Raw genomic sequence first — 26,821 nt, 5'->3', positions numbered from 1 at the left:
TTCTTAACCCCGGCTATCACCCCTTGGGGTGTACACTCAAGATTAGCCKTTTTGGGTAGMCGTTTCCCGGTAGGTGGTTGCTTAAACTGCAATAGTAGATTATACTTAGTCCCGGTCTTTTGAAGTTTAAGACTAACCCCCCTGGGACATTCCCCTTTAAAGTCTTGATAGGCTTTCAAGAATCTAGCGTAACTCTCATCGTAGTTGCCCTTTCCCCCTACTGTAGGGGTATCAGTAGCGTTACTCATTTTTTACTCACTTGTTATCCTGTTATGGTTTTGAGTAACACCTAAGTAACGGTAGAATAGGGGTTGTAGGCTATATAGTGGGTTCAAGTCCTTCAGGGCGCGTTAACTAAGCCAAAGTAGACCGGGTTAAGTTGTTTTTAACCTGGTTTTTGCATAGGAAAGCTGCCGAGCGAGACGAATCAACTACAACTGAAAAAGTGTTATGGGATATTTAATTATTGCACTGAGGATGTTATGATAAGTAGTTTGAGCCAGCGTGCGGCAGTTGTTAAAATCGACTGTTAAGTTAAAAATCACGAGGGGGAAAGCTGTGTCAAAGAAAGAAGAAGCAGGGATTCAGGAAGTCCCGAAGGGGTTTAGTGTTGGTGGTTTTTTGAAAGGAACCAAGGAAGAACTAGATAAGGTGGTCTGGCCAACTCGTCAGCAACTGCTGAGTGAATCGGCGGGAGTCTTATTAATGGTAATGCTTTCAGCCACACTAATCTATTTAATAGATAACTTCTTTCGTTGGTCGTCGGGGCAGGTATTTGGATGACTTTTGGATCAGATGAGTCAGAACAACTCAATGCAATGTCTGAAATAGACAGTGAGTCAGAATATGCACCAGGACAAGTTCGCTGGTATGCTGTTCAGGTGGCATCGGGCTGTGAAAAGCGGGTGAAACTGAACTTAGACCAACGGGTTCAAACTCTGGATGTGGCTGACCGGATTCTCAAAGTGGAGATTCCCCAGACTCAGGCGATTAAACTCCGTAAGGATGGTAGTCGCCAGCATGGTCAGGAAAAAGTATTTCCGGGCTATGTGTTAATCCAGATGAAACTGAACTGGAATAATGAGTTAAACCAGTGGGATGTTGACGATGAGGCTTGGCAGGTTGTCAAAAATACCCCTCATGTGATTAACTTTGTCGGGGCAGAGCAGAAACGTCACTCCGGGCGAGGGCGGGGCCATGTTAAACCCCTGCCATTAAGTCCATCAGAAGTTGATCGGATTTTCAGACAAACCCAGCAACAGGAAACTGTTGTCAAGGTAGAGATGGCGAGTGGGGATCATATCCTGGTGCTATCTGGCCCGTTCAAAGACTTTGAAGGGGATGTCATTGAAGTGAGCCCGGAACGTAATAAGCTAAAAGCCTTACTGTCGATTTTTGGACGAGACACGCCAGTGGAATTGGAGTTCAATCAGGTTGAAAAGCAGGGCTAACAAATGGCAAAGAAAGTTGTAGCAGTTATCAAGTTAGCAATTAACGCAGGAAAAGCTAACCCAGCTCCCCCTATCGGCCCAGCTTTGGGTCAGCATGGGGTGAACATCATGATGTTTTGTAAGGAGTATAACGCCAAAACTGCGGATAAGGTGGGTTTGGTGATTCCGGTAGAGATTTCGGTTTATGAAGATCGAAGTTTTACTTTTGTCCTCAAAACTCCGCCAGCGTCAGTGCTAATTAAGAAAGCGGCCGGAATTGAAAAAGGTTCCGGTGAACCGAACCGGGTTCGAGTGGGAACAATTAACCGCAGCCAGTTGCGAGAAATCGCAGAGGTGAAAATGCCTGACCTGAATGCGAATGATGTGGAAGCTGCCATGAAGATTGTGGAAGGGACAGCCCGTAATATGGGTATTGCTGTCTCGGATTAACTTAGGTAGCTAAGAAAAAAATTTGAGCCAACCCAATTGTTGAATTGAAATATTGGGGGAGAAGTGTAACTTCGTTATTGACCCCAGGAGGAAATCATGACAAAAAAAGTATCGCGTCGATTACAAGAACTTCAACAAAAGGTTGAAGATAGACTTTATGAACCCCTAGAGGGCTTGACACTACTCAAGGAAACGGCAACTGCTAAATTCGTGGAGTCGGTGGAAGCTCACATTCGTCTTGGTATTGACCCTAAATATACCGATCAGCAACTGAGAACAACGGTTACACTGCCGAAAGGAACCGGACAAGAAGTGCGGGTGGCTGTTTTGGCTAAAGGTGATAAGGTGGCTGAAGCCCAAAGCGCTGGGGCGGACTTGGTGGGGTCAGATGATCTGATCGCAGAAATTCAGAAAGGAATGCTGGATTTTGACAAGTTAATCGCTACACCGGATATGATGCCCCAGGTGGCTAAGTTGGGTCGTTTGTTGGGTCCAAAGGGTTTGATGCCTTCCCCCAAGGGTGGTACGGTGACTATGGATTTGACTCAGGCGATCGCTGAATTTAAGGCAGGAAAACTGGAGTTTCGGAGCGATCGCACCGGGATTGTCCACGTGATGTTTGGAAAGGTATCTTTCTCAGCCGAAGACCTGCTAGTTAACCTGTCGGCGTTACAAGAATGTATTGACCGTAACCGTCCCTCTGGGGCTAAAGGTCGCTATTGGCGGAGTGTTTATGTCTGTAGCACTATGGGTCCAGCGATTCAGTTAGATATCAATGCTTTGCGGGATCTGAAAATCGCGGAAGCTGCATAGGGAAAGGGAATCTGTGAGCTACAGAAACTCGAAGAAGTAGACAGGGAGAGGGAGGGGAGGAGGTTGGTACTCAAATCTCATCATCCCTACTCCCTGCTGCTGATTTCCCGAAAAATAACTTTTTGCTTGACAAGATACACGAACAGTGTAATAATGTTTAATTGTGCAATTAAGCACTGTAGCCCACTTATAATTCTAAAGATCTGATAACCGAAGACAGCAGGCGCAACTGGCTTAATATCCTGCCGAGGTTAAGGTATTAAAGATTTTAACGGTGAATTAAAGGCTAATTATGCCTTGAGTTCTAACGGATAATTTTTATTCCTTTACCCGGCTTGATGAATTCCGGGTTTTTTAATGCCAATTTGTCTTCTGTTTCACCCATTAGGGATTGGGCGTTCATCAAACACGGAGGTTCAACAGGAATGGGAAGAACCTTAGCCCAAAAGGAAAAGATTGTTGTAGATCTCCAGAAGCAGTTAAGCTCGGCTCAACTGACTTTGGTGATTGACTATACTGGGCTGTCTGTTTCCCAAATTACTGACTTGCGGAACCGCCTTCGGGAAACCGGTAGTGTCTGCAAAGTCACAAAAAACACCTTGATGCACAAAGCCCTTGAAGGGGATGACAACTGGAAAGCGATGGAGAAATTCCTCAGCGGTAGTTCAGCGTTTATCTTCATTCAAGACGATTTAGGTGCTGCGATTAAAGCGTATCAGGCTTTTCAAAAGGAAAGCAAAAAAACTGAACTACGCGGCGGGGTGATGGAAGGTCGGGCTTTGAGTCCTGATGACATCAAAGCTATTACAGAACTTCCCACCAAGGAAGAACTCATTGCTCGTATCGCCGGAGCGATCAACTCTATTCCTACGAAGGTGGCGGTTGGAGTCAATGCAGTTCCCACGAAACTGGCGGTTGGTATCAAAGAAGTTCCGGCTTCTCTGGTGCGCGCTATCAAGGCTGTATCCGAAAAAGACGATTCCCAGGCGGCTTAGATCGCTTTTCAATTGCTTGTTATTTATTACTTGTTGAGGGTTAACCCATGTCTGAAAAAACTGATCAAATTTTAGAACAACTCAAATCTTTGAGCCTGTTAGAAGCATCTGAGTTGGTTAAGCAAATTGAGGAGGCTTTTGGTGTTGATGCTTCCGCTTCTGCTGGCGGCGGTATGATGATGATGGCGGCTCCTGGTATGGCGGCTGCTGGTGCTGAAGTGGCGGCGGAAGAAGAGAAAACTGAGTTTGATGTAATTCTGACTGAGTTCCCCGCTGATAAGAAAATCGCGGTTCTGAAGGTGGTTCGTAGCATTACTGGCTTGGGTCTGAAGGAAGCTAAAGACTTGGTGGAAAGCGCTCCTAAAGCTATTAAGGAAGCTACCACCAAAGAAGATGCGGAAAGCATTAAGAAACAACTGGAAGAATCTGGCGCTAAAGTGGAAGTTAAGTAATTCTCTTACTACTAACAGGACCCTCCTCTCAATTAATTAATTAATTAAGGGGAGGGTTTTTTAGTTGACTGGGTTCGGTGGTGGGGTTAAAAACGCTAACTTCTTTGGGGGTGAGGTTTTGGGGGGTTCTATGGAGGCGATCGAAAATGTGGCGGGACATTTGAGGAAATATGTCTTGATCTTGAGAGTAGGCGGGATCGTTGGCGAAAATTGCTAGAATATAAATGGTCTGATCATCTAGGGTTCTTACAAAAATCACTTCTTGGCGTGAGTAGCTGGTATAACCAACTTTGGAGCCAAAATATATATCTGTGGGTAATGATTGACCTAAAAATCCTTCGATAAACTGACGATCGCTTTCCTCAAAAGTTTCGGGATTTAGATCTCGGGTGAGAAGGTAAGCCATTTTGGTGCTGGCTATGGGAGAAACGGCTTGCTGGGTGTAAATTTCATACATTAACCGCGCCGCCTGGTCTGTGGTGATTTGGTTTCCATTAACTAGGTCTGGAGTTTGCTTTAATTGCAGATCTCTACCTGTGGGTGTTTCTTGTGAGTTGTCGATGGGATAATTTTTCATGCTGAGAATGATTCCAGCATAACCAGCTTGTTCAAAGAATTTGTTAATCTGACTGCGTTGGTTTAGCCAAGTTGTTAAGTCTTTTCCGGTTAAGGCTTCCCCGGAAGTGCTTTGGGTAATAGCATCTACAATTTCACTGGCTGATTGATTATCGGAAATGCGAATCATTTGGTTGAGGTGGTCATGAAATTTCGATTCATCCCTAATTGACCCACGTTCAACTTGATCAAAAAAGCCCACTAACCAAAATAACTTGGCAACGCTGGCGGGAAACCTTAAAATTTGGTTATTGTATCCCGCTTTGTAGTGCTTGCCGGAATCGCTAACATCTACTAAGGTGATCGACAGTGCTTCGGTGGGGAATCCTTTGTTTTTGGCGATCGCTACTGTTTCATTAACGATCGCCTGTAGTTGTGCTTTACTATCCCAGTTGGGTGGTGAGTGCACATTATAACCGCTTTTTATTTCTTCTGTTGATGAGATTTGATCCACTTTTGCGGTTGATAGTTTCACTACTAGGGATCTTACTATCGACAGCATACCCCACCCCAAAGCGAAAGCGATCATCACTAACAATAACAGCCGATCATACCGTAACCTTGGCAGAGCCTTAACATTACTCATAATCCGATTGTTTTTATGGGAGTTTCCCCGTCGGCGAATGTAAACCATTTTCTCAGCATTGACCACAATATCTCAGCATACACAGCATACCTTAACCCAAGGCGATCGCTACCACAGAAACTTCTAATTGTTGATTTTTTCATCAATTTTTAAAAAATGGCCCCCCTAATTTAGCGCCGGGGGTTGACAAGTCCTGGGAACTAATGATACTATCAAGGTAGTAAGTTACACAATGAAAATCTGTCTCAAAATAAAAAAGTTAGCAATATTCCCATTATCTAAAATAGTATCACAGCCTCCCCAAAAAAGCAACCACCTTTCCCCAGAGGAAATTTTTTGTAACATTTCTTAATTTTTCGTTACAAAACTTAACAGAGGGGTTGATTTTCAGTTCAAAGCAGGATTTCGGTCTGTGACTGGGTGAGATAGGACAAAATAGAATCAACAGTTTGTTGCTTGAGCCATCTTTTCTGGACTGCAAGTTCGCCAAACCGGAGATATTTTTGCTGTTGTTCGAGCAAAATCAAGTTAATTTGTTGATCATCCAAAAGCATAGCCTGTTTGAGATAATAACCCAAAGGTTGCCTTTGTTGACTCCCACCAATTTGAGGTAGCTGCTCGGCAAAAAAGTCCACGGTTTCTTGACGTAGCCAACCCAAATCTGTGACAATTTCCCCAAAGCGGAGATTGTGCCTTTGGTCTTGAATTGCAAGCACCCGTTGTACCTGAAGTTCATCTAATAAACCCGCATCCTGAAGTATTTGTCCCAATAGAGGCATTTGCCAATTAGGGATAGCCATGTCTCCCAGAGAGCTAAAGGGGGAATGATAAAGGTTAAGTTTTTGTTGCATGAGTAGCAGAAAAAAGGGCATATCTTCGATGAGATAGCGCTTCCAGAGGCGCAGTGGTTCAGATACGAGTCTGTGTAACCACTCCAGACCGGCTTCACTTATCCACTGAGGTGAACGGGGTTTTTCTCCGGCTTCAAAATCAATAGTCGCGCCAATAGCTAAGAAGATTTTGGCATGGTTGAGTTTATCCTTATGTTTCATAATCCACTTTTCTTGTTTGGGAGCGCCGACCCCAATAGCGAGAACAGAGGCTTTTGAGTGATTAATGCGATCGACAATGCGTTGACATTCAAGTTCGTCTTTTTCAAAGCCAAAGGGTGGAGAGTAGCAGTCAACCACCATTTCACGGCCGACTTTTTCATTGATTTTTACTTTCGCCCTAGCGGCTACACCTTCAGCGGCACCGAGTAAAAATATTGTAATCTCTTCACAATCTCGGTAGTAATTATAGAAGGCGGGAAATAGGTCAGAGCCGGATATTTTTTCAGCAATAGGCTGGTTTAAAAGCCGAGAAGCATAGTAGACAATCTGACTATCACAAACGCGGTAATCCGACTTATTATAGATGTCGTAAAACTCTTTGTCTTTCTGCAATCGCATCAAGTGATCGACATTAGGAGTGAAAACAATACCGCCACGTCTCCCAAGTTCTTCTAGGAGTTGTTCGGTGGTAATATTGTCAATACATATATTGAATAACTTAACTTCGTTCATGATATATGTACCGTGTTTTTACAGTTGTACCAAAAACCAGATGATAGATGGTTTTGATGGAGTTTTTGTTAGGTGTCAGTGGGCTGACTTGTCTGTAACACTTAATGAATGAAACTTAGCACGAATACCTCGGCATATTTTGGTCAACTAAGTTGCACTGAACTACTGCCAATTTTGATTTTGCTAAAAAGAAGGATATAGTAGGAAAATGGCTGGTTTAGTGACAAGTAAATCAAACTATCATGGGGATTTCACGCTGGAGGTGAAACGATAAAAACCACCCAGCAGCCAGTGCGGTGCTAAAACCGAATCCCTTGGCTGAGGCAGTTAACCAGATCATAAGGGTGAATAGCCTATAAAATCAAGAAGATTATGTAAACAATTAAGAGGCTATTGTAAAGCTTTAGTGAAGCTGGAGGGTAAAATCTCGATCGCCTTGAATACAGAAACCGGGGGCTGTATCAGGTAGATCAGCCCCATGGTTGAATTAGAGAGAGGGTTATGGCTTAATCCTGATAAGCGGTCATAGGCGCACAGGAACAGACAAAATTGCGATCGCCAAAGGCATTATCAATGCGACCCACAGGCGGCCAATATTTATAGTCACGAGTCCAAGCGGCGGGATAAGCGGCCACTTCCCGGGAGTAGGGACGATTCCACTCACCCAAAATCAGAGATTCTGCGGTGTGGGGGGCTTGTTTAAGGGGGTTATTTTCCCGGTCAAACTCCCCGGACTCAATGGCAGCAATTTCCTGACGAATAGCAATCATAGAGGCACAGAAACGATCCAACTCATCGAGGGACTCACTTTCTGTAGGTTCCACCATCATAGTACCAGCTACCGGCCAAGAAATAGTAGGGGCGTGGAAACCGTAATCCATGAGTCGTTTAGCGATATCATCGACATCGATATTGGCGGATTTTTTAAGCGATCGCAAATCCAAAATACACTCATGGGCAACTGTACCATTGTTACCCTTATAGAGAATCGGATAAACCCCCTGTAGGCGACGCGCCATATAATTAGCATTGAGAATGGCGACCTCCGTAGCTTTTTTCAAGCCAAACGCGCCCATCATAGCAATATACATCCAGGAGATGACCAGAATACTAGCACTACCCCAAGGCGCAGCCGAAACCGCGCCGCCTTTGGGAGTTTCCCCCATATCCACGACACAATGACCGGGTAAAAACGGTAATAGGTGTGGCATCACCCCAATGGGACCCATTCCCGGACCACCGCCGCCGTGGGGTATACAGAAAGTTTTGTGCAAATTCAGGTGACAGACATCAGCGCCAAAATCTCCGGGACGACATAACCCCACCTGTGCATTCATATTAGCACCATCCATATAGACCTGACCCCCGCAGCGGTGGATGATGTCACAAATATGGCGAATACCGTCTTCAAACACGCCATGAGTTGAGGGATAAGTTACCATCAAAGCAGCGAGTTGGTCTTGATGCTGTTCCGCTTTTTGCTGCAAATCATCAATATCAATATTACCCTGACTGTCGCATTTAACAGGTACAACTTTCATGCCACACATAACGGCACTAGCGGGATTAGTACCGTGGGCAGATTCAGGAATTAGACAAATATGGCGTTGATTTTCTCCTCGGCTTTGATGATAACCACGAATTGCTAATAAACCTGCGTATTCCCCTTGAGAGCCAGCGTTAGGCTGTAGAGAAATACCAGCAAATCCGGTAATTTCTGCCAACCATTCCTCAAGCTGTTGGCACAAAATCTGATAACCCTGAGTTTGAGATTTAGGTGCGAAGGGGTGCAACTTGCCAAACTCCGGCCAGGTGACGGGAATCATCTCGGCGGTGGCGTTAAGTTTCATGGTACAGGAACCGAGAGGAATCATAGAGGTAGTGAGGGATAAATCCCGACTTTCTAAGCGGTGTAAATACCGCAATAATTCGGTTTCTGAGTGATGGCTATTAAAAACGGGGTGAGTTAGGTAGGCAGAAGTGCGAGTTAAATGGGGGGGAATGGCGGATTTTATGGCAAGTTCTTCTAAGCCAAAGTGTAGGGGTTTACCCATGGCAAAAATTTCCAGCAGATTAATAATATCTGCGGTGGTGGTAGTCTCATCTAGGCTGATACCAATAGAGTTATCGGCTATTTGTCGTAGGTTAATCTGGCGGAGTTGGGCGAGGGTGATAATTTCTGATGAGGATATATCGCCTAATTCCACTTGTAGGGTATCAAAAAAGTGATGATTGGCGATCGCATATCCCAGCTTTTGCAAACCCGTCGCCAACACCAGAGTTAACTGGTGGATATTCTCAGCGATCTGTTTTAAGCCTTGTGGTCCATGATATACCCCATACATACTAGCAATGACAGCTAACAGAACCTGGGCGGTACAGATATTACTGGTGGCTTTATCGCGGCGAATATGTTGTTCTCTGGTTTGGAGGGCGAGTCGGAGGGCGGGTTGACCCTGGCTATCAATGGAAACCCCCACCATACGACCAGGACAGGAGCGTTTAAAGGCTTCCCTGGTGGCAAAATAAGCCGCATGGGGTCCTCCATAACCTAGGGGAACACCGAGGCGCTGGGTGCTTCCTACGGCGATATCAGCGCCTAATTCTCCTGGGGGTGTCAGTAGGGTAAGGCTGAGGATATCTGCAGCCATGGTAATAATGGCTTTATGGTTATGGGCGGTTTGGATAAATTCCCGATAGTCGTAAATTGCGCCATTAGTGGCGGGGTATTGCAATAAAGCCCCAAAAATTGGCTCGCTAAAGTCGAAGGTGCGGAAATCTCCAATAATGATTTCAATACCTAGGGGTTTGGCCCTAGTTTCTAGGACATCTATGGTTTGAGGGTGACAGTCTTGGGAGACAAAAAAGTGATGGGCTTTGGCTTTGCTAATTCCATAACTCATGGTCATGGCTTCGGCGGCGGCGGTCCCTTCATCAAGAAGGGAGGCATTAGCGATTTCTAGCCCGGTTAGGTCGATAACGAGTGTTTGAAAGTTTAGTAGGGCTTCTAAGCGTCCCTGGGCTATTTCGGCTTGGTAGGGAGTATATGCGGTGTACCATCCCGGATTTTCTAGGATGTTCCGTTGGATGATGGGGGGGGTTATACAGTCGGAGTAACCCATACCGATAAAAGAACGGTAAACCTGATTTTTACTGGCAATTTCGCGGAGTTTGACTAAAGCCTGATGTTCTGTAAGGGGGGCGGGTAGGTTCAGGGGACGGTTTAAACGAATGCCTTGGGGGATGGTATTATCAATCAGGCTTTCTATACTGTTGTATCCGATCGCTGAGAGCATTTGTTGAATTTCAGCGTCATTGGGGCCGATATGTCGGTTGAGGAATTGATCGGCGGGGGTTCTATTGATGTGACCATCACGGGGATGGCTGAGATTCGATGTACTATGGTTTGGGGATTTGGTGGGACCGGGTAAATTGATATCCAGCATGAAACTCCGACTGATTCAACAAAGATCATTTAAAACAGAATCATCAAATTGTAGTCCCATTATCCCGGAATGGGTATAATGGCGGCTTGATGGAAAGTGTACAACAGATGATCGCTGGTGTTGGCTATGATAAAGTGACATTCTCTATGGAAACTAAGGTTTATCCGGTTATTTGGCATGAGGATCGCGTCTTACTAATTGACCAAACTCGCCTGAGTCATGAGTATGCGATCGTGGAAATTAAACGCTATGAAGATATGGCTAGGGCGATCGCTACTATGATTGTCCGAGGGGCTCCGGCTATTGGTATTGCGGCCGCTTATGGTATGTATTTGGGGGCGCGGGATATTCAAAAAAGCGATCGCCATGGGTTTTTGGCGGAACTTGAAGGAGTGGCGAAGATTTTGGGGAATACTCGCCCCACGGCGGTAAATTTGTTTTGGGCTATTGAAAGAATGCTGAAAACCGCTAGGGAAACTTCCGTTTCTGTGTCGGAAATTCCCCAGGTGCTATTGGCGGAGGCTCAGAAAATTCAAACGGAGGACTTGAATACTTGTCAGGCGATCGCAGATCACGGACTGGCGGTTTTACCGAAAACTCCCGAACAGCTTAATATTTTGACTCACTGTAACACGGGATCTTTGGCTACGGCGGGTTATGGTACGGCTTTGGGGGTCATTCGATCCTGTAAGGCGGCGCAACGGTTGGGACGGGTCTATGCTGATGAAACTCGCCCTCGTCTACAGGGAGCCAAATTAACTACTTGGGAATGTGTACAGGATCAGATCCCGGTGACTTTGATTGCCGATAATATGGCCGCTCACTGTATGAAGTTGGGGTTAATTCATGCGGCGATCGTTGGTGCCGATCGCATTGCGGCTAATGGAGATACCGCTAATAAAATTGGCACTTATAATGTGGCTTTGGTGGCTCGTGCCCATAATATCCCGTTTTTTGTCGCCGCTCCTCTGTCTACGGTAGACTTTCGATTGCAGAGCGGGGAAGGTATCCCGATTGAGGAAAGAGACCCCAAAGAACTTTATCAGATTGGCTCGACTACTATTTGTCCTCCAGGTGTGGAATTTTATAATCCGGCTTTTGATGTGACTCCGGCTGAGTTAATTACGGCAATTATTACTGAACATGGGGCTGTAGCGCCTGGGGATCTCAAAAATCTTATGGTTCATCAACCCTCCTGAATGTGTTGCTACCTCTAACCAGAACAGGATTTGAGCAGCCAACCAATTACTACCCCTAGTCCCCCAAAACGGACCGCTTGCCAAAAGGGTTCTTTGAGGCTACCCCAGGTAAACAGGCTGCTTTCTAAGTTGAGTTCTACGGCTTCTAGTTCCTGGGTAAGCTGTTTTAATTCTTCCTTGAGTTGTTGGGATTTTATCTGCTGGAGTTGGGGGATCACTTGGTCGATGCGGTTTTTCAGCTCCGCTTGACGTTGGCGATCGCGCTGAATTTGAGCTATCCTCTCTTGTATGGTGGCGATCGCTTTCGAGGCCGCGTCGAGGGCTTCTTCGATTTCTTCCTGGTCTCGATTCAGTTGAGAATCATTGGGGTTCGGTTGGGATGAGGTATTTCTTGGCATAATGATTAGAAAATGCTCCCAACTTCAAATATAAAATCACCATGAGTCATTCTAGTTCAACCCAAATTGATAATGCCGAGACTTTGCAACTAGCCCAGAAACTGGCTGAACATTTGGCTATTTCTGAACGGGACTGGCATCGCCTCAAATCAAATCGTAATGCTCGCGCTCGGGAACAGGTAGCGGCGGCTTTGATTTTTTTGCTCAAGGATGAACCATCTGAGGCTATGCCTAGATTACAACAGGCGATCGGTTGGTTAGATCGGTCGATTTCTGCACCTCCGTGTCCTACTCATGGCTCTAAATCATCCTCCAAATGAGTTGTTTAATCAAATATCCCACAGATAGCCCTACCAGCCTCGACTAGACTGTGAGAGAACCGGGATCTCTTTACTTAGGATTAGTTCGGTTCCATCTTGGTTCCACTCCACGCGATCGAATATTTGCTCAAGAATATACAATCCTCGTCCGCATTCATGTTCATCATGGGGTAGTGCAGGGTCATCCCAGCAGTTATCATTAGTTTCCACTGCTGACAGGTTACATTCACAGGAGGGGGGTTTAAATCCCCCTCCTTGGTCTGATATCAACCACCAGAACTGATTATTGATGATCGCAAAACGAACGACAACCGTTTTGCTGGGATCTAGCTTATTGCCGTGTTTAGCAGCATTAACTAGGGCTTCTTGTAGTCCTAGTCTGATTTCATCTTGGCACTCCGACGGGATTTCGGCGAGAAGTAAATCCAAAATCGATCCCAGATAGAGTGTAGAAGCAAAGCTAATTGTGACCCAGTTACGTTTAACCGGACGCGATGATATGGCAATCACTTAGAAAACTCCCAGGCTTTCAGGTGAACTATTTCCACCAACTGCATAGTTGTGAATACTCCACTTATGTTGAATCAAGCTGTTGTTTAAGTTTAAGTACCCGTCCCTAAATTAATATTAGCAAAAAAATCCGTCAAATGCACATTTCCTCAAAAATAATCTGCAATTGTCTTTAAATCTAATGATAGTAACCATGACTTACCACAGGGTCTGGCCAATGTAGTGCTGTTGACCCAACCCTCGAATATGTTTGGCTTATCGATATTGTCTATTCCCTAGTTATCATGATTAATTATCTGAGGACATCACCCTTTTCTCAAATGTAGTGATTGGGGAGCAACATTCCCACTGGAGGCAGTCCCAGAGAACTTATATCCTGGATATAACTGATCCGCCATAATCTACTGTATCATCAGATACCAAATTCCCAATTTTAGCGATCGCCTCACTGCATAAATCTAGTATTTTGTCAACCCCATGCACGGAATAACTAGGATTTTCAAGACGGGCCAAGATTATACCATAGTTAATGACAAGTTAATCATAATTTTGTCCCCCCCACATTTATGATATAACTTCCCGTTAATTTATTGACACCAATTAGTAGGGGAACAATTCAATAGCCAACTGTCAATTAAAGAGGCTAAGTTGTATATAGGAATCGTGAGACCCAACGTGATTATAACCATCTTCAATATATTTAAGAAGAGAACCTGCCACATATTCAGCTAATTTGACGGGAACCGCATTGCCAATCATCTGTTCTAAGTCGGATTTACTCCCCTCAAATTTAAAAGACTTAGGAAAGGTTTGGATATAACTTCTTTCCATAGTTGTTAGTGGTCGTAGAGAGGGATTGAGGTCACAGGCATCGCCTTGATGTTTTTGATCAGTTTTAGGGATAGGTCGATTTACACCTCGCACTGTTGGACTAGGTTCATAGATACTAAAAATTCCTCGCCTTTGATAACTTCTGGGGTGCCGATAAAAATACTCAATTCCCAAACTCAAACCTAGATAATCAAAAACTGTCATCGGCTTGGAGGCATAATTTTTGAACAAATAAGGTTCTAAAGCATTGTCTTTTCCTTCTAGTTCACCGATGAGAAAATATCGTTTTCTGGCTTGTGGAACCCCACAATAACTAGCATCAAGAACTGATGCAGTTAAACCATAGCCACTGTTTTTTAAGATTTGCCAAGTCACTTTAAGAGTTTGAGTATTGGTGATTCTCGAAACATTTTCCATCACAAAAAATTGAGGCTTAATAGAAGCAATAATTCCAGCAAAATTGATAGTTAAGTTAGCACGCCCTAAACTTTCATCCCTTTTCCCCGCGCTGGAAAAATCTTGGCATGGAGGGCCACCAATAATGACTTCTGGTTTCCACTCTCCTAGAGTATTTATAACGCTTTCTTTGGATAAATCAACTTGAAAAATGGGATGGCTGAAGTTACGTTGATAAACTTTAATGGCTGGCTTCCATATCTCGAATGCGGCTTTCATGTCAAATCCAGCATTTTGAAATCCCAAAGATAATCCACCACATCCAGCAAACAAATCTATAGTTCTCATAGTTCACAAATTTATGGTAAAAATAAATCCGGTGAGTTGTATATTATAGCATCAAACCTTCTTTCGGGACTCAGTAAATTTTGACCGTCTCCTAAAATAATATTTTTGATTTCCTGCTTGAGGATTCTTGGTTTTCGTAAATACTCTGATTTCATATATTCGTGAGTTATTTTTCCATTAACTGCAAATGCTTTATCATTTTTGGTATTGTATGAGCAAGAATCAATAATGCTTACATAGTCAAATAATCCTCGATCAGCAAAATCACTTAACATTTTATATAGCCAAATCACTGTTCGTGTATATCTGGAAATTTTGATAATTTTACCAAAGGTTTTTATTTCTTGTTTGGCTAAATTGACAAATAATCTACTAAAGCAAATATCACTCCAAATAAATACATCTAAACAGTTGGTAGACAATTGGGGAGACTTTCCCTGAGTTTTCCAAATTGGCTGCATTAAAAATGGCTTTTGACCTAAAACAATATGACTCATTAAGTTATCGATCGCTTCTATCATAGTTGAAACATAAGGGATTACTGATAGGGGTTCTGTCCAATCTAAATCTTGTGGAAATGTTAATTTTAGTAATTCCGCTATATTAGTTCCTTGTTGCCGAAGAGTAGAGGCTATGCTACAGGCTAAATAAACAATAGTATCGGGTCGTACTACAATTTCACAGCCGTACTCATTTTCAGGTAGTTCGCAAGTTGTATTATCTGGTAATGCGGTCAGTTTAATTTCCATAGGACGCAAACAAAGTCCGTTAGTTTGGGTAACTAAATCAACTCTGGGAAGAGTACCAATTAAATATTGTTGATAGGGTGTAAATGGTGATTCAAAAGCATAAAATGCTAGATCGGATTGGGGATTAATACCAAAAACATCTTCGGTGGCAATCTTTGTATGTTCAATCTCTAAGTTAGAATTTACTTTAATATATATATTTTCAAGATTGATATCATGCAAATAGCAACATAAAGCTGTCGGAAAAGATGAATTAAAACAATTTTTTTCCCAGGCTTTTTTTTGTAAAAAATCTCGATTAGAATATCTGATACCAAATAATCCAGGCTGCTTTTTAACCATTTTTATCATGCTTGAGTTGTTTATGCACAATATAACAAAAATTTACCCGCCACCGCTACAATAATTAATCAATCATCCGTCCTAGTTATTTACAACAATCACTAGGGGAACAATTCAATAGCCAACTGTCAATTAAAGAGGCAGATTGAATCGAACGAGCGAACTGATATTCAGCATAGCGACGCAGTATTTTTTCCACGGTTATCCAAGCTGAGGGTTGATAGGTGTTCCAGATATTAGTTAATTCTGATTGGGCTAAATGTTGAAGAATGGCTAAGGGTTCTGCTGCTATGCGGGCATCAATTTTGATAGATATTTCCTCAGTTATATAATCTCCAGATGCTTCGGAAACTGAGGATGATTGATGGTCATTATGTTGGCTTTGAATGCGGGATAATGCGGCTAAATTAATAATACCGCCAGCCGCTAAACTGAACCCTACCAACCAATTAGGGTCGCTTAAATTAGGGTTTAAAGGATGTTGAGTTAGACAACATAACTGGACCTGGGGAGCAATTCCCGCCCAAGCTAAGAGGTGAAAAATTCCATGAGTTAAACGGGCGACTATATCGATCGCATTTTCTTCTGTAGAGGTATTAGGGAGTTCTTCTAGGCGGTCTAAATGTTCTGACAATAGCAAAAATAGTTCCGGTTGAGGTTGTTCGCTCAAGGCTTGACTAAGAACCAATTCAGCCAAATATTGACCAGCGGCTAATTTACCCAAATTTTTAGCGAGTCCACTATGGGAATTGATAATTTCCGCCTGGGTAATTTTATCAAGCGATCGCCCTTTCGCAATTAACCACTGATTAACCACAAATAAACCCGTAGTCCCCCCCAAACGCGATCGCGATTTTCTCGCCCCCGGTGCTACCACTCGCATCAGACCAAATTCTGGTGTTAAAATAGTTAATAGGCGATCGGACTCTCCCAGAGGGATCGCCTTTAAAATAATCCCAGTAGCTTTATAAGTACGACTCATTAATCCTAATTTTCTTGGTTGAGTTGATGTCCACCGTTGCGGATAATCTGCACCCCTCCAGAAGTACCTAAACGGGTCGCCCCCGCCTTCCAAAGTGCGATCGCCTGCTCATGGGTGCGAATACCTCCAGAAGCCTTAATTCCCACCTGAGACCGCGCTACTTGCTTGAGTAAGCTAACATCCTCGACCGTCGCACCCCCATAATATCCCGTGCTAGTTTTCAGATAAGAAACCCCCGCATCAATAGCCAATTCCGCCGCCAGACGTTTTTCTGCGTCTGTCAAAACTGCTGTTTCCAAAATGGCTTTAACCACCACTCCTGTTTCCTCGCAAATTTCGGCTAATTCCCGGTTCAACTCATTAGTTTTTCCCGACTTTAACCAACTTAAATTAATCACCACATCCAACTCAGTCGCCCCATTTTCCACTGCTTCTAAGGCTTCATAAAGTTTCACGGCGGAAGTATTAGCACCACAGGGAAACCCAATTACAGTACAAACTTTAGGCTTTTTATTTTGCAGGAGTTCCCGCGCCAGTTTCACAAAAGTAGGGAAGATACAAACGGAAGCGAAATTATATCGATCCGCTTCCTCGCAACACTTTTTAATTTGTTCATCATCAGCCATCTGATTTAATAAGGTATGGTCAATTAGGGGCGCAATATCAATATCATCGTAAGATTCTCTCATCATAGGATTATCTGATTCAGTCTCATATATTTAACTTAATTTTATTCAAGTGATAATAGGGAGCAAATTTGCTCCCCATCACTAATTATTTCAAGCTGTAACTTCTGACAAAAGTTCGGCGGGCGGCAATTCCGCCGACTCCACTTTTTTAAAATTCTCTAGTTGTTGAGTAATTTCAGCAGTTACGATGTCACGATATTCGAGGAAATGTTCATTGTGGGCGCAGACCGTTAAATAATGTTCCCAAACCGCCGGGTTATGGCGGAGAATACCAAATAAATGATGCCAAAATTTCCCACGAGTCGATCGCTTAATTCCTTGTCGCCAAATAATAATTGCCAAAGCCCGTAAATCCACAAATTCAGGGGTTTTAAAAGGGGTTTTACTGCGAGGTGCGCCTAATTTCAGGAAACAGTTATAGGTTCTGTCCAAATAGCGATCGGGTTCATAGAGAGTCCGAAAAGCCTGGATATATTCGGCGGCAATTTCTTCCACCGGACGAGTCGGAATAAAGTTCATTAACATAGTTTGGTTAGTAGCGTGTTGGCTAATGTTTTCCCGATCTGCTAGTAACCGTCCTTCTTTGTCCAACCGATGCCATAATCCAGTATTGGGAAGGGCTTGTAACATCCCCAACATCGCAGTAGGAATACCCGCCTGATCTACAAACTCAATCACCCGGGAAGCCGCCCCAGATTTTTCGCCATCAAAACCGATAATAAATCCCGCCATGGGTCGCAACCCCGCCCGGATAATTTTATCAACCGATTCGCTTAAAGAACTGCGGGTATTTTGGTATTTCTTAGTTAAAGCTAAACTGGCTTCGTCCGGGGTCTCAATGCCTAAAAATACCCCATCAAAATTACAGTCAACCATCATATCCATGAGTTCTTCATCGGCGGCTAAATCCACTGATGCTTCTGTATTAAATCGGAAGGGATATTGATGTTCAATTTGCCAAGTCTTGAGGGCTTTTAGCAATAACTTAACATTGCGTTTATTGCCGATAAAATTATCATCGACCATAAACACTCCCCGCCGCCATCCTAATTCATAGAGATAATCTAATTCTTTGAGGAGTTGTTCGGGATTTTTGGTGCGGGGTTTGCGCCCGTAGAGTACAATGATATCGCAAAATTCGCATTGGAAGGGGCAGCCACGGGAAAACTGGACGGACATGGAGTCATAAGCATCTAATTCCAGCAGATCATAACGAGGAACTGGAGTAGTGTTAACATCAGCTTTATCTGGCGATCGGAAAGTCCCACTGGTTTCTCCCCGGTTAATGGCGGCGACAAATTGGGGTAAGGTGATTTCGCCTTCGTCTAGGATTAAATAATCGGCTTCGGCTGCAACTTCACCAGGGACTGAGGTGGCATAAGGTCCACCAACGGCGACGGGTTTACCCCGGCGTTTGGCTTCCCGAATTTGTGACAGCAGATCGACTTTTTGGACGATCATGGCGGTGAGAATGACTAGATCCGCCCATTCCCATTCGGCTTCGGTGACGGGTCGGATATTGCGATCGACTAGCTTAAATTCCCATTCTTGGGGCAAAATTGCGGCTACGGTGATCAGCCCTAGGGGAGGTAACAGGACTTTGCGATCAACCAGTTCCAGAATTTTGTCGTAGGACCAGAAGGTTCTAGGAAACACTGGATAAATTAGTAAAACTCGCATTTAATCAATACCTCATTGGTTTAATATGGCGATCGCTTTTGGTCGCGGAACTATAGAATGATGCGGCATCGAACCTGGGGTAATAGGTTTGGGCTAATTAGGTTTCCGCAGGATAGATTCCGCGATATCATAACAAAGGCACACAAAATTTAACATTTTTGCTAAAGTTAAGTTACAGGATATCGCAAATATGCCAGTTCAAGTTGGAGACCTCGCCCCCGATTTTACTTTAACCTCCCAGACCGGGGAATCGGTTAGCCTCAAAGATTTTCGGGGTAACAAAGCAGTAGTGCTTTATTTTTACCCTAAAGATGATACCCCAGGATGCACGGCGGAAGCCTGTGCCTTTCGGGACAGTTACACGATTTTTCAGGAAACTGGGGCGGAAGTTATCGGAGTCAGTGCGGACTCCCCCGATGAACATCAGAAATTTGTCGGTAAGTATAATTTGCCTTTTACTCTGTTAAGTGATCAGGGAAATCAGGTGCGGAAATTATACGGAGTTCCAGCCACTTTATGGATACTTCCCGGTCGGGTGACTTATGTAATCGATAATCAGGGGGTAGTCCGACACATTTTTGATTCCATGTTGGATTTTAAAGGTCATGTGGATGAAGCCTTAAAAACTTTGCGTTCTATGTCTGCTGTCTAGGTGGACTTGGGGCAAAATTATGGCGGGCTATAATGCCCGCCCTGGCATAATTCGTATTTATTAAAATCTCTATTCTCAGCTTTGCCATACTTAACATTTAACCCTTCTATATACCTAGTCATGAAATGAAAATTAATAGCTCTGCTTTGATTCCCATGCCATTGGCGGCACATCTTGATTTTTCCAGGCATGAAAGTTGGGTTAAAATGTTACTATTGAATGGGGAAAAAGTCGGGGTTATCCTAATTCAGATGACGATCGCCATCATGGCGGGATGGCTTTTAACTTCCTTAAATATGCCAGTCGGATGGCTTCTCGGTCCCATGATTGTCGGGATTTTATTAGCCCTAATTTGGCACAAGTCTACACCTTTACCCAAGTCTTTTAACCTTTTAGGACAGGCGATCGTTGCTTTAACTACTGCTACTAGATTTTCCCCGGAAACTTTGACACTCGGTAAAACCTACGCTTTACCCCTATTAGGTTGTATTGTAGTAACAGGTGCCATGAGTGTCTGTAATGGCTATCTATTATGGCGGTGGGCGAAAATCGATCGCACTACCGGATTTTTAGGTTGCATTCCTGGCGCAGGTCCTAGTTTAGTAGCTATCAGTGAACAAATGGGTGCTGATGCGATCGCCGTCGCCGTCCTCCAATATATCCGCATTCTCCTAGTCGCTTTAATTATCCCCACCCTAGCTAGTTTCTGGTTTGCTTCCCCTGGGGTTCAGGAAATGCCATTAGTCCTCTCTCCCCTATCTACTTCCCTATCGACTCCCCCCCACGCCCCAGCTTTCCTTAACTGGCTAATTCTCTGCGTCTGCGGTGGTTTGGGAGTGTGGCTAGGACCTGTGCTGCGGCTTCCTTCTTCCCTATTTCTCGGCCCTTTTTTGGCGGGATTAATTGGCTTTTGGAGTTTACCTTATACCTTTGAAATGCCACCCCTAGGCTTTACTGCGGGGTTGGTATTAGTGGGACTCGGTACGGGTCTAAAATTTGATGGTAACACCGCCAAAAAGTTAATTAAAGCCGTATTAATTGAGTTAATCTTAGTATTAGTTTTAATTGGAAGCTGTTTAGGAGTTGGATATATATTCCATCTAGTTACTAAAGTTGACACCATGACCGCTATTTTAGGGTCAACCCCCGGCGGCATTACAGCTATGATAGCCACAGTCCTACAACTAGGGGGAGATTCCGGCTTGGTCATGGCCATGCAAATGACCAGAATGCTATTAATCCTGCTAATTGTACCCTGGGTTTTACAGCAGATGATGATTGACAAAAAAGGATAATCGACTATCCACCAGATCTCATGTAGGGGCGGGTTCGTCTATATCCTCCCCTCCTAGGGATAAGATAAATCAACCCGCCCTCTGAGGGTTCGCCTATATCCTCCCCTCCTAGGGATAAGATAAATCAACCCGCCCTCTGGAGGTTCGCCTATATCCTCCCCTCCTAGGGATAAGATAAATCAACCCGCCCTCTGGAGGTTCTCTGAGGGTTCACTTAGGAAATGTAATAGGAAATGTAATTGGTATCGGAATCAACTTCTGTGGTTGAGGGTTCCGTGGGTGTTTCCGTGGGTGTTTCTGTGGGGGAGTCTGTGGGTGTTTCCGTGGGTGTTTCCGTGGGGGAGTCTTGGTAGACTAGCCGCCAAACTAAATAACCACCGGCGATCGCCAAAATCAATAAAGCCAGAATCAATAAAGCCTGCTTCAAGCGGTGGAGACGAGTAGCCCTCTTGTCAACAGAAGTCACAGCTTCTTCTTCCATCAGCGCCCGTGATGCGGCCGTAAATTCCGACTCTAAGGGTAGAGGCTCTTGAGTGGTCGCGGTGGGTTCGACCATAACCAGTTTTTGAGGAGAAACCCCAAAATAAGTCAAAACCACCGAAACATTATCCCGACCATTTTGAGTATTAGCCACATCAATCAAATCCCGAACCGCTGATTCTAGGGATTTTTCCCCCCGTAAAACCAAAGGCCCATAGTCCGCCCAAGTTTTCTCAACCCATTGGTTGTCACTGAGTCCATCAGAACACAACAAAAGTAGACCATCAGACTCAATGATAAACCGTTGGACTGCCGGGCGCAAAAATTCCGCCTCTCGGGTTCCCAAGGCTTGAGTTAAAGCGCCGCCATCCCGCCGTTGTTTAGCATCCCAGTACACAGCACGACCCAGACGCACTTCCCGGATGGTAACATCATCATCAATAGTCAACTGTTGACAAGACTCCGGCGTTATCCAATAGGCGCGACTATCCCCGACATTTACAATATAAAGTTCATGGGCATTGTTAAAATCCAAACTAGAGCCACGTCTAGCGCGTTGTGGGAGTTGTAGTGCCATAACTAGGGTAGTTCCCATGCGCTGCTTAGATGAGCGCTCCTGCTCATCATTTTGGGCGGCAATGACATTATTAACAACTCTGGTAATTTCCTGAAGTTGATGGGCGATCATAACGGGGGAAAGTAGGGTTTCCTGTTGCTCAACTTCCATGATGAAGCTGTGAATCAACGGCTTAATTGATTGGACAGCCAACCCGCTGGCAATTTCGCCACCTTCATGACCGGCTACGCCATCACAAACTAAACTCATGTAGGGGATGAGTCTGTCATTGGGGTAAATATCTGTTTGCTTGATATCGGTAGCTGTGGGGTAGCAACAATCTTCATTGTGCGATCGCATCATACCCACATCTGTTTGACCTGCTACTGCTATATGTAAGGGCAACTCAGATGCTTGTTCTAATAAGATCTGGTTAAGTTGAGTGGCGATCGCCTCTATGGCATCCTCTGGGCTATGGCGTAAGACTTGCACAATATCCTGTAAAGGCTGGCGGACTCTGTCATGGGCGGTCTCAATCAAAACTGACCAAGACTCAGCCAGATCTCGCAGGGTTGGTTGTATCTTACCCTGATGTAACTCCCGCAATCGTACCCGCCAGCCATGTACTCGCAGGTTATGCTTAATTAGTAAACTATAGGTAGCTCCCTGTTCACACAGAGGAATCCACAATTGTAGAATCTGCCATAGCCAGTAAACTTGACGCACTGCAGTGGCTTCCGGCCATGCTTCTACCAACGACGGGTATAAACTGCCGCGATCATCAACCGGGATATTATCCAGAAGCACAATATCAACCATATCCTCAGCAGTGAAGTTGTAAACCCCATACACGCTGGGAATATGCAGGTGGTAAGGATACAGATACAAATAGGATACGATCGCATCCGATAAGCGATCGGGAAGTACCGGAGGCACTCCTGGCTTAGTATCCAACCAAATTTGGGGGGCCGTCACATAGTAGCGGTTGCCAACTATTTGTCCGGGTTGCATGGACTGAGCCGCAGAACCCACCGCCCACAAATAGCGATAGGTTAGGGGTGTCTCACAGGTAGCACAGATTTCCTCTCCCAAGACATTACTTGGTTTCGGACAGACTGGGTTGGTGCAGTAGATCGGGGGTGGTGATGAACTGCTGATTTGCAATAGTTTATGTAAAGACACTCTGAAGATATGTTGCCGATAGGACTAAACCAGGAACATGAAAGATAAAATGATTGTAGCTCCTGTTGATCATAGCAATCCATTAATTATCAAATTTGCGCGCATCAACTCCAGAGCCCTAAATTCCCGGGAGGCTTGTTGAATCGATGTTTGCCAATCCTACACTCGTTTGGTTGCTGGCTGGGGCCGTGTTATGTTTGATGGAGTTATTTCTTCCTACGGCCTTTGTCGAGTTTATGATGGGCGTGAGCGCCTTGGTAGTAGCCGCGATCTCTTTGATCTTGCCTAATGTTCCCATACAGATAGCTCTCTGGATGATATTATCTGTCGCATCTATAATGGTAGTGCGCCGTTTATTACCAAACCGTCGGGTGGCTATCCTGGAAGAAGCAACGGAGGCTGAAACTTTGACGGAAATTTTGCCGGGACAAACTGGACGGGTAATTTATGATGGTATTTCTTGGCGGGCACGTTCTGAGGGAGAATATGCGATCGCCCCTCGACAAAAAGTCTTGGTTGTCAATCGAGAGGGAAATACCTTAGTTGTCGTTCCTGAAAAGTTAATCAATTCCTAACTACTTGATCCGAATTTAACATCAGAGGAAAATCAACCATGGAACAGCTATTCTTGATCATTATTTTACTCTTCGGTGGCTCCACACTGGCAGGTTCTGTCAAAATTATCAATCAGGGCGATAGAGCCTTAGTCGAAAGCCTCGGTAAGTATAATGGCCGCACCTTGGATCCTGGTTTAAACTTTCTTTTACCTTTCTATCATCGCGTGGCTTATAAGGAAACTGTCCGGGAACAAGTCCTTGATATTCCTCCCCAAAAATGTATTACCCGCGATAATGTTTCCATTAGCGTTGATGCTGTGGTTTATTGGCGGATTATGGATTTGGAAAAAGCCTGCTATAAGGTTAATAACCTACAGGCTGCTATGGAAAATATGGTGCGAACCCAGATCCGTTCCGAAATGGGAAAGCTCGAACTTGATCAAACTTTTACCGCCCGCACAGAGGTTAATGAAATGCTATTGCGGGAATTGGATATCGCTACTGACCCCTGGGGTGTGAAAGTTACACGGGTCGAATTACGCGATATTTGCCCTACTAAGGCGGTAATGGATGCTATGGAGTTGCAGATGTCTGCAGAACGACAAAAACGGGCTTCTATTCTGGCTTCCGAAGGAGAACGAGAATCTGCTGTTAACTCCGCTAAAGGTCGGGCTGAGGCGCAAGTATTAGCTGCTGAAGCTCAACAAAAGGCTGTGGTACTGGAGGCGCAAGCACAACGTCAATCTCAGGTTCTCAAAGCCCATGCTACGGCGGAAGCTATCCAAATTCTAACTAAGACTCTCCAAAGTGACCCGGAAGCCCGCGAAGCCTTGCAATATCTGTTAGCCCAAAACTATATTGAGATGGGAGCTACTATCGGTAATAGTGATAGCAGTAAGGTGATGTTTATGGACCCGCGATCTATCCCCGCCACTCTTGAAGGTATGAAATCTCTCATTTCTGATACCCCTAGTTCTTAATTCACTGATCGCAATCGACGATTCATATATGCACAAAATGTCGTTTTTGTCAAGACCCCTAAAAATGGCGATCGCCTTAGTCCCCCAAAACTCGTGCATCGTGAATTTTTAATTTTGGTCGGAAAATAATCCTAACCCCGACAGAATCGGGGTTTTGGGCTCTGTTTTTGCGTCAAGACACAACAAGCCCTTGGGAGCGATTTCTCCAATGGTACCATAACCCCCATAATCTCGTCAACTATTTGCGAGGGATTTTCAATTAAATTGTATTAATTCTTAACAATATTTTGAAATTCAAATCTATTTAGTCGTATCAATCAGCAAAAATTATATTTTGTGGTATTTGAGGACAAGGAATAATGGATAATTGATAATGGATAATTGATAAACAATTTTAGTAAATAGATGAATTCTGAATCTTGTATTTTTCTCGCGGGTGCGAGTCGGGGTGTAGGTCGGGAAATTGCCAATTGTCTGAGGGGAGAAGAAGTTAAGGTTAGGGCATTATTGCGATCGCCTGCCAGCGGACCAGAACTAGAAAGAATGGGCATTGAAATTGTGATGGGAGATGCTCTAGATCTGGCGGCGGTTGAACAGGCGGTGGCAGATGGGCCGGCTATTTCTGCCATGATTAGCACCATTGGCGGTTTACCGAAAGATGGTCAAAGGGCTGATTATTTGGGGAATCGTAACCTGATTGATGCGGCGGTGAAAGCTGGTGTGGGAAAATTCATTTTAATTTCCTCCATTGGTAGCGGAAAAAGCGCTGTAGCTCTCCCTCCCCAGGCTATGGAAACCCTGAAATCAGTCTTGATCGAAAAGGAAAAAGCCGAGGAACATCTGATTAATAGTGGACTGACCTATACTATTATCCGTCCGGGAGGGTTAAAGTCCGAACCAGCTACCGGAAATGGTGTGCTAACGGAGGATTACCGAGTGGCGGGAACTATCCACCGCGCTGATGTGGCGGCTTTGGCTTGCGCTTGCTTGCACTCGGATAAGGCTAATAATAAAATTCTCTCAGCTATCGATCGCCAAATGGCCTATGGTCAAACAGATTTTGAGGTTTTGGATATATAATTATCCCTGAAAATCAACAAATCTTTACTTGTTTGAGGGTTGGGGACTGCATATTAGGATCGCCATCGTTCAACGGTAGACGAATCCAAAATGTAGTTCCTACTCCGGCCGCTGATTCAAAGCTAATCGCGCCGCCATGAGCTTCGACAATAGATTTGGCGATCGCTGTTCCCAAACCCGTTCCCCCCTGTTTTCCATAGGTGACAAAGGCATCAAACAGGTGTTCTTGAATAGCTTTGGGGATACCCGGTCCGTCATCTTTAACCATAATCAGCCCCCAATTATCTTGAGTAGTAGCAGTGATGATAATCTTTCCCTGTGAATTAGGGAAGGCTTCTACAGCATTGCTGACCAGGTTTTGTAGGACCCGTATAATCTTGTTAAGGTCAGCTAGGACGTAGATTTCCTCCGGAATATCAAGGACCAATTCTACATCAGAGGAGTGTAAATAGACTCGGTTTAACTTTTCAAACTGCTGTATAATCTCCCCTATCGACACTGACTTTAAGACCAGGCTAGTGCTTCCCCGGCTAAATTCTAGGACTTCTTCAGCCATTCCTAACATTCGTTGAATTTGCATAGAAATTAGATCGCACCATTCCTCGGTTTCTTCGTCCGGGTGTAGTTCCCTAATCATGGAACTCGAAAGCTGAATACCTGTGAAAGGGCTGCGAAAATCGTGTACAATGGTGTTGACCATTTCCCCCAATAGTTCCATTTTCTGCTTGTGAATCATTTGGTTGACATACTCGTTGGTGGTGTTTCGCAGTTGTTGGGTAATATAGCCGAATAGCTTGAGGACTACTTGACCCTTTGCGTCTTGGAGAATGGTCATCAGGTGATCCTGTGAGATTTTCGCTAGGGTAGCTCCCCCTGGTGTAGCGATCGCTCTCGCACTGCGTGGCTGTCCGTCTAATACCCCAAATTCACCAAAAAAGCTATTGGGTCTAGCCACTGTTACCACTTGATAGCGATCGCCTCCTGTGGACTTACTAAACTCTACTTCCCCGGTTAGCACCAAATATAAGTAGTCGGGAACTTCGCCTTCTTCAAAAATTAGGCTTCCTTCTGGGTAGTATTCGACAAGCGCCAACTGACAAAGTTTATCGGCCTGTTCTGGCTCAAAATAGCTGATAAACTGATGGGATACTAAATCCATGAGTGTATACCTGATCTGCCATTGATATAATGATATGGTTATCCATTTTGATATACTAAAACAATTTATGCACTTTTCGTCAAT

General features: G+C 44.4%; 27 protein-coding genes, 1 pseudogene and 1 other annotated feature. Of the genes and pseudogenes, 13 read left to right on the top strand and 15 right to left on the bottom strand.

Going from position 1 to position 26,821, the window contains the following annotated elements; translation table 11 throughout:
- A pseudogene (locus B9T16_RS06505) lies at positions 1 to 248 on the bottom strand (recombinase); the annotation flags it as partial.
- A gap of 310 nt (positions 249 to 558) precedes the next feature.
- Between B9T16_RS06505 and secE the strand changes: the two are divergent.
- From secE to rplL, 6 genes are all read left to right on the top strand, one after another.
- Entirely contained in the window at positions 559 to 783 is a 225-nt protein-coding gene (gene secE / locus B9T16_RS06500) for a preprotein translocase subunit SecE (RefSeq protein WP_014274106.1), read from the top strand.
- Positions 780 to 1,451 carry a transcription termination/antitermination protein NusG gene (nusG, locus tag B9T16_RS06495; protein WP_006619244.1) on the top strand — a complete coding sequence of 224 codons (672 nt, stop codon included), beginning with the start codon at positions 780 to 782 and terminating at the stop codon, positions 1,449 to 1,451. The genes secE and nusG overlap by 4 nt, the downstream gene beginning before the upstream one ends.
- A 3-nt stretch (positions 1,452 to 1,454) precedes the next feature.
- Positions 1,455 to 1,880 (top strand): 50S ribosomal protein L11, encoded by a 426-nt coding sequence (gene rplK, locus B9T16_RS06490; protein WP_006619243.1) that lies wholly within the window; start codon positions 1,455 to 1,457, stop codon positions 1,878 to 1,880.
- 96 nt (positions 1,881 to 1,976) lie between these two features.
- Entirely contained in the window at positions 1,977 to 2,693 is a 717-nt protein-coding gene (rplA, locus tag B9T16_RS06485; RefSeq protein WP_006619242.1) for a 50S ribosomal protein L1, read from the top strand.
- Positions 2,694 to 2,885: 192 nt separating this feature from the next.
- Positions 2,886 to 3,058: a sequence feature (ribosomal protein L10 leader region), on the top strand.
- 60 nt (positions 3,059 to 3,118) lie between these two features.
- The gene (rplJ, locus tag B9T16_RS06480) at positions 3,119 to 3,688 is read left to right on the top strand and encodes a 50S ribosomal protein L10 (RefSeq protein ID WP_410244345.1); all 570 of its coding nucleotides are present in this window, start codon (positions 3,119 to 3,121) and stop codon (positions 3,686 to 3,688) included.
- A gap of 47 nt (positions 3,689 to 3,735) precedes the next feature.
- Complete coding sequence (rplL, locus tag B9T16_RS06475) at positions 3,736 to 4,140, top strand: 50S ribosomal protein L7/L12 (protein ID WP_410244344.1); 405 nt, start codon at positions 3,736 to 3,738, stop codon at positions 4,138 to 4,140.
- A gap of 40 nt (positions 4,141 to 4,180) precedes the next feature.
- Here rplL and B9T16_RS06470 read toward each other — a convergent pair whose 3' ends face one another.
- The 4 genes from B9T16_RS06470 to gcvP form a co-directional block, all read right to left on the bottom strand.
- Positions 4,181 to 5,164, bottom strand: a complete 984-nt coding sequence (locus tag B9T16_RS06470) for a serine hydrolase (RefSeq protein ID WP_231852067.1) — start codon at positions 5,162 to 5,164, stop codon at positions 4,181 to 4,183.
- Between the two features lie 173 nt (positions 5,165 to 5,337).
- Entirely contained in the window at positions 5,338 to 5,484 is a 147-nt protein-coding gene (locus B9T16_RS06465; RefSeq protein WP_157888662.1) for a hypothetical protein, read from the bottom strand.
- 249 nt (positions 5,485 to 5,733) lie between these two features.
- Positions 5,734 to 6,906: a WecB/TagA/CpsF family glycosyltransferase gene (locus B9T16_RS06460; protein ID WP_410244343.1), complete on the bottom strand. Its 1,173-nt coding sequence runs from the start codon at positions 6,904 to 6,906 to the stop codon at positions 5,734 to 5,736.
- A gap of 506 nt (positions 6,907 to 7,412) precedes the next feature.
- Positions 7,413 to 10,352: an aminomethyl-transferring glycine dehydrogenase gene (gene gcvP / locus B9T16_RS06455; RefSeq protein ID WP_410244342.1), complete on the bottom strand. Its 2,940-nt coding sequence runs from the start codon at positions 10,350 to 10,352 to the stop codon at positions 7,413 to 7,415.
- Positions 10,353 to 10,441: 89 nt separating this feature from the next.
- Between gcvP and mtnA the strand changes: the two genes are divergently transcribed.
- Entirely contained in the window at positions 10,442 to 11,551 is a 1,110-nt protein-coding gene (gene mtnA, locus B9T16_RS06450) for an S-methyl-5-thioribose-1-phosphate isomerase (protein WP_410244341.1), read from the top strand.
- Between the two features lie 14 nt (positions 11,552 to 11,565).
- Here mtnA and B9T16_RS06445 read toward each other — a convergent pair whose 3' ends face one another.
- Positions 11,566 to 11,949 (bottom strand): DUF2203 domain-containing protein, encoded by a 384-nt coding sequence (locus B9T16_RS06445; RefSeq protein WP_410244340.1) that lies wholly within the window; start codon positions 11,947 to 11,949, stop codon positions 11,566 to 11,568.
- 41 nt (positions 11,950 to 11,990) lie between these two features.
- On the opposite strand from B9T16_RS06445, the gene B9T16_RS06440 reads away from it, so the two are divergent.
- A complete protein-coding gene (locus B9T16_RS06440; RefSeq protein ID WP_006619233.1) occupies positions 11,991 to 12,269 on the top strand; it encodes a DUF6439 family protein in 279 nt (92 codons plus the stop codon).
- A gap of 30 nt (positions 12,270 to 12,299) precedes the next feature.
- Here the strand turns inward: B9T16_RS06440 and B9T16_RS06435 are convergent, their stop codons facing one another.
- The 7 genes from B9T16_RS06435 to B9T16_RS06405 form a co-directional block, all read right to left on the bottom strand.
- Positions 12,300 to 12,779, bottom strand: coding sequence for an ATP-binding protein (locus tag B9T16_RS06435; protein ID WP_006619232.1), 480 nt, complete (start codon positions 12,777 to 12,779; stop codon positions 12,300 to 12,302).
- A gap of 369 nt (positions 12,780 to 13,148) precedes the next feature.
- Positions 13,149 to 13,292: a hypothetical protein gene (locus B9T16_RS06430; RefSeq protein WP_410244339.1), complete on the bottom strand. Its 144-nt coding sequence runs from the start codon at positions 13,290 to 13,292 to the stop codon at positions 13,149 to 13,151.
- 117 nt (positions 13,293 to 13,409) lie between these two features.
- Complete coding sequence (locus tag B9T16_RS06425) at positions 13,410 to 14,354, bottom strand: DNA cytosine methyltransferase (protein WP_410244338.1); 945 nt, start codon at positions 14,352 to 14,354, stop codon at positions 13,410 to 13,412.
- An 11-nt stretch (positions 14,355 to 14,365) separates the two neighbouring features.
- Entirely contained in the window at positions 14,366 to 15,445 is a 1,080-nt protein-coding gene (locus tag B9T16_RS06420) for a HindVP family restriction endonuclease (RefSeq protein ID WP_410244337.1), read from the bottom strand.
- A gap of 85 nt (positions 15,446 to 15,530) precedes the next feature.
- A complete protein-coding gene (gene recO / locus B9T16_RS06415) occupies positions 15,531 to 16,427 on the bottom strand; it encodes a DNA repair protein RecO (RefSeq protein WP_410244336.1) in 897 nt (298 codons plus the stop codon).
- A 5-nt stretch (positions 16,428 to 16,432) separates the two neighbouring features.
- Positions 16,433 to 17,119 (bottom strand): deoxyribose-phosphate aldolase, encoded by a 687-nt coding sequence (gene deoC, locus B9T16_RS06410; protein ID WP_014274101.1) that lies wholly within the window; start codon positions 17,117 to 17,119, stop codon positions 16,433 to 16,435.
- A gap of 87 nt (positions 17,120 to 17,206) precedes the next feature.
- Positions 17,207 to 18,796 carry a B12-binding domain-containing radical SAM protein gene (locus tag B9T16_RS06405; RefSeq protein ID WP_410244335.1) on the bottom strand — a complete coding sequence of 530 codons (1,590 nt, stop codon included), beginning with the start codon at positions 18,794 to 18,796 and terminating at the stop codon, positions 17,207 to 17,209.
- 190 nt (positions 18,797 to 18,986) lie between these two features.
- Between B9T16_RS06405 and B9T16_RS06400 the strand changes: the two genes are divergently transcribed.
- The gene (locus B9T16_RS06400) at positions 18,987 to 19,448 is read left to right on the top strand and encodes a peroxiredoxin (RefSeq protein WP_006619226.1); all 462 of its coding nucleotides are present in this window, start codon (positions 18,987 to 18,989) and stop codon (positions 19,446 to 19,448) included.
- A gap of 125 nt (positions 19,449 to 19,573) precedes the next feature.
- On the top strand, positions 19,574 to 20,743 hold the full coding sequence (locus B9T16_RS06395) for an AbrB family transcriptional regulator (RefSeq protein WP_410244334.1): 1,170 nt from the start codon (positions 19,574 to 19,576) through the stop codon (positions 20,741 to 20,743).
- Positions 20,744 to 20,957: 214 nt separating this feature from the next.
- Here B9T16_RS06395 and B9T16_RS06390 read toward each other — a convergent pair whose 3' ends face one another.
- Complete coding sequence (locus B9T16_RS06390) at positions 20,958 to 22,961, bottom strand: 4-Cys prefix domain-containing protein (RefSeq protein WP_410244333.1); 2,004 nt, start codon at positions 22,959 to 22,961, stop codon at positions 20,958 to 20,960.
- Between the two features lie 146 nt (positions 22,962 to 23,107).
- Here B9T16_RS06390 and B9T16_RS06385 point away from each other — a divergent pair, with 146 nt between their 5' ends.
- From B9T16_RS06385 to B9T16_RS06375, 3 genes are all read left to right on the top strand, one after another.
- Positions 23,108 to 23,536, top strand: coding sequence for an NfeD family protein (locus B9T16_RS06385; protein ID WP_006617623.1), 429 nt, complete (start codon positions 23,108 to 23,110; stop codon positions 23,534 to 23,536).
- A 38-nt stretch (positions 23,537 to 23,574) separates the two neighbouring features.
- Complete coding sequence (locus tag B9T16_RS06380) at positions 23,575 to 24,498, top strand: SPFH domain-containing protein (protein ID WP_410244332.1); 924 nt, start codon at positions 23,575 to 23,577, stop codon at positions 24,496 to 24,498.
- Between the two features lie 405 nt (positions 24,499 to 24,903).
- Positions 24,904 to 25,578: an SDR family oxidoreductase gene (locus B9T16_RS06375; RefSeq protein WP_410244331.1), complete on the top strand. Its 675-nt coding sequence runs from the start codon at positions 24,904 to 24,906 to the stop codon at positions 25,576 to 25,578.
- A gap of 13 nt (positions 25,579 to 25,591) precedes the next feature.
- Here B9T16_RS06375 and B9T16_RS06370 read toward each other — a convergent pair whose 3' ends face one another.
- Positions 25,592 to 26,737: an ATP-binding protein gene (locus B9T16_RS06370; RefSeq protein WP_410244330.1), complete on the bottom strand. Its 1,146-nt coding sequence runs from the start codon at positions 26,735 to 26,737 to the stop codon at positions 25,592 to 25,594.
- Positions 26,738 to 26,821 lie beyond the last annotated feature (84 nt).

The organism is Arthrospira sp. PCC 8006 (genome assembly GCF_046480465.1).
Classification (GTDB): domain Bacteria; phylum Cyanobacteriota; class Cyanobacteriia; order Cyanobacteriales; family Microcoleaceae; genus Limnospira; species Limnospira platensis.
This window is presented reverse-complemented; position numbering and strand designations above follow the sequence as displayed.

Bases quoted from the DNA above. Each gene is read 5' to 3' on its own strand.
- B9T16_RS06395 (WP_410244334.1), top strand. From the start codon at position 19,574: ATGAAAATTAATAGCTCTGCTTTGATTCCCATGCCATTGGCGGCACAT.
- B9T16_RS06400 (WP_006619226.1), top strand. From the start codon at position 18,987: ATGCCAGTTCAAGTTGGAGACCTCGCCCCCGATTTTACTTTAACCTCC.
- B9T16_RS06380 (WP_410244332.1), top strand. From the start codon at position 23,575: ATGGAACAGCTATTCTTGATCATTATTTTACTCTTCGGTGGCTCCACA.
- B9T16_RS06375 (WP_410244331.1), top strand. From the start codon at position 24,904: ATGAATTCTGAATCTTGTATTTTTCTCGCGGGTGCGAGTCGGGGTGTA.
- B9T16_RS06405 (WP_410244335.1), bottom strand. From the start codon at position 18,796: ATGCGAGTTTTACTAATTTATCCAGTGTTTCCTAGAACCTTCTGGTCC.
- rplA (WP_006619242.1), top strand. From the start codon at position 1,977: ATGACAAAAAAAGTATCGCGTCGATTACAAGAACTTCAACAAAAGGTT.
- B9T16_RS06385 (WP_006617623.1), top strand. From the start codon at position 23,108: ATGTTTGCCAATCCTACACTCGTTTGGTTGCTGGCTGGGGCCGTGTTA.
- nusG (WP_006619244.1), top strand. From the start codon at position 780: ATGACTTTTGGATCAGATGAGTCAGAACAACTCAATGCAATGTCTGAA.
- rplL (WP_410244344.1), top strand. From the start codon at position 3,736: ATGTCTGAAAAAACTGATCAAATTTTAGAACAACTCAAATCTTTGAGC.
- B9T16_RS06420 (WP_410244337.1), bottom strand. From the start codon at position 15,445: ATGGTTAAAAAGCAGCCTGGATTATTTGGTATCAGATATTCTAATCGA.
- mtnA (WP_410244341.1), top strand. From the start codon at position 10,442: ATGGAAAGTGTACAACAGATGATCGCTGGTGTTGGCTATGATAAAGTG.
- rplK (WP_006619243.1), top strand. From the start codon at position 1,455: ATGGCAAAGAAAGTTGTAGCAGTTATCAAGTTAGCAATTAACGCAGGA.
- B9T16_RS06370 (WP_410244330.1), bottom strand. From the start codon at position 26,737: ATGGATTTAGTATCCCATCAGTTTATCAGCTATTTTGAGCCAGAACAG.
- gcvP (WP_410244342.1), bottom strand. From the start codon at position 10,352: ATGCTGGATATCAATTTACCCGGTCCCACCAAATCCCCAAACCATAGT.
- rplJ (WP_410244345.1), top strand. From the start codon at position 3,119: ATGGGAAGAACCTTAGCCCAAAAGGAAAAGATTGTTGTAGATCTCCAG.
- B9T16_RS06425 (WP_410244338.1), bottom strand. From the start codon at position 14,354: ATGAGAACTATAGATTTGTTTGCTGGATGTGGTGGATTATCTTTGGGA.
- recO (WP_410244336.1), bottom strand. From the start codon at position 16,427: ATGAGTCGTACTTATAAAGCTACTGGGATTATTTTAAAGGCGATCCCT.
- B9T16_RS06445 (WP_410244340.1), bottom strand. From the start codon at position 11,949: ATGCCAAGAAATACCTCATCCCAACCGAACCCCAATGATTCTCAACTG.
- B9T16_RS06440 (WP_006619233.1), top strand. From the start codon at position 11,991: ATGAGTCATTCTAGTTCAACCCAAATTGATAATGCCGAGACTTTGCAA.
- B9T16_RS06460 (WP_410244343.1), bottom strand. From the start codon at position 6,906: ATGAACGAAGTTAAGTTATTCAATATATGTATTGACAATATTACCACC.
- deoC (WP_014274101.1), bottom strand. From the start codon at position 17,119: ATGATGAGAGAATCTTACGATGATATTGATATTGCGCCCCTAATTGAC.
- B9T16_RS06465 (WP_157888662.1), bottom strand. From the start codon at position 5,484: ATGAAAAAATCAACAATTAGAAGTTTCTGTGGTAGCGATCGCCTTGGG.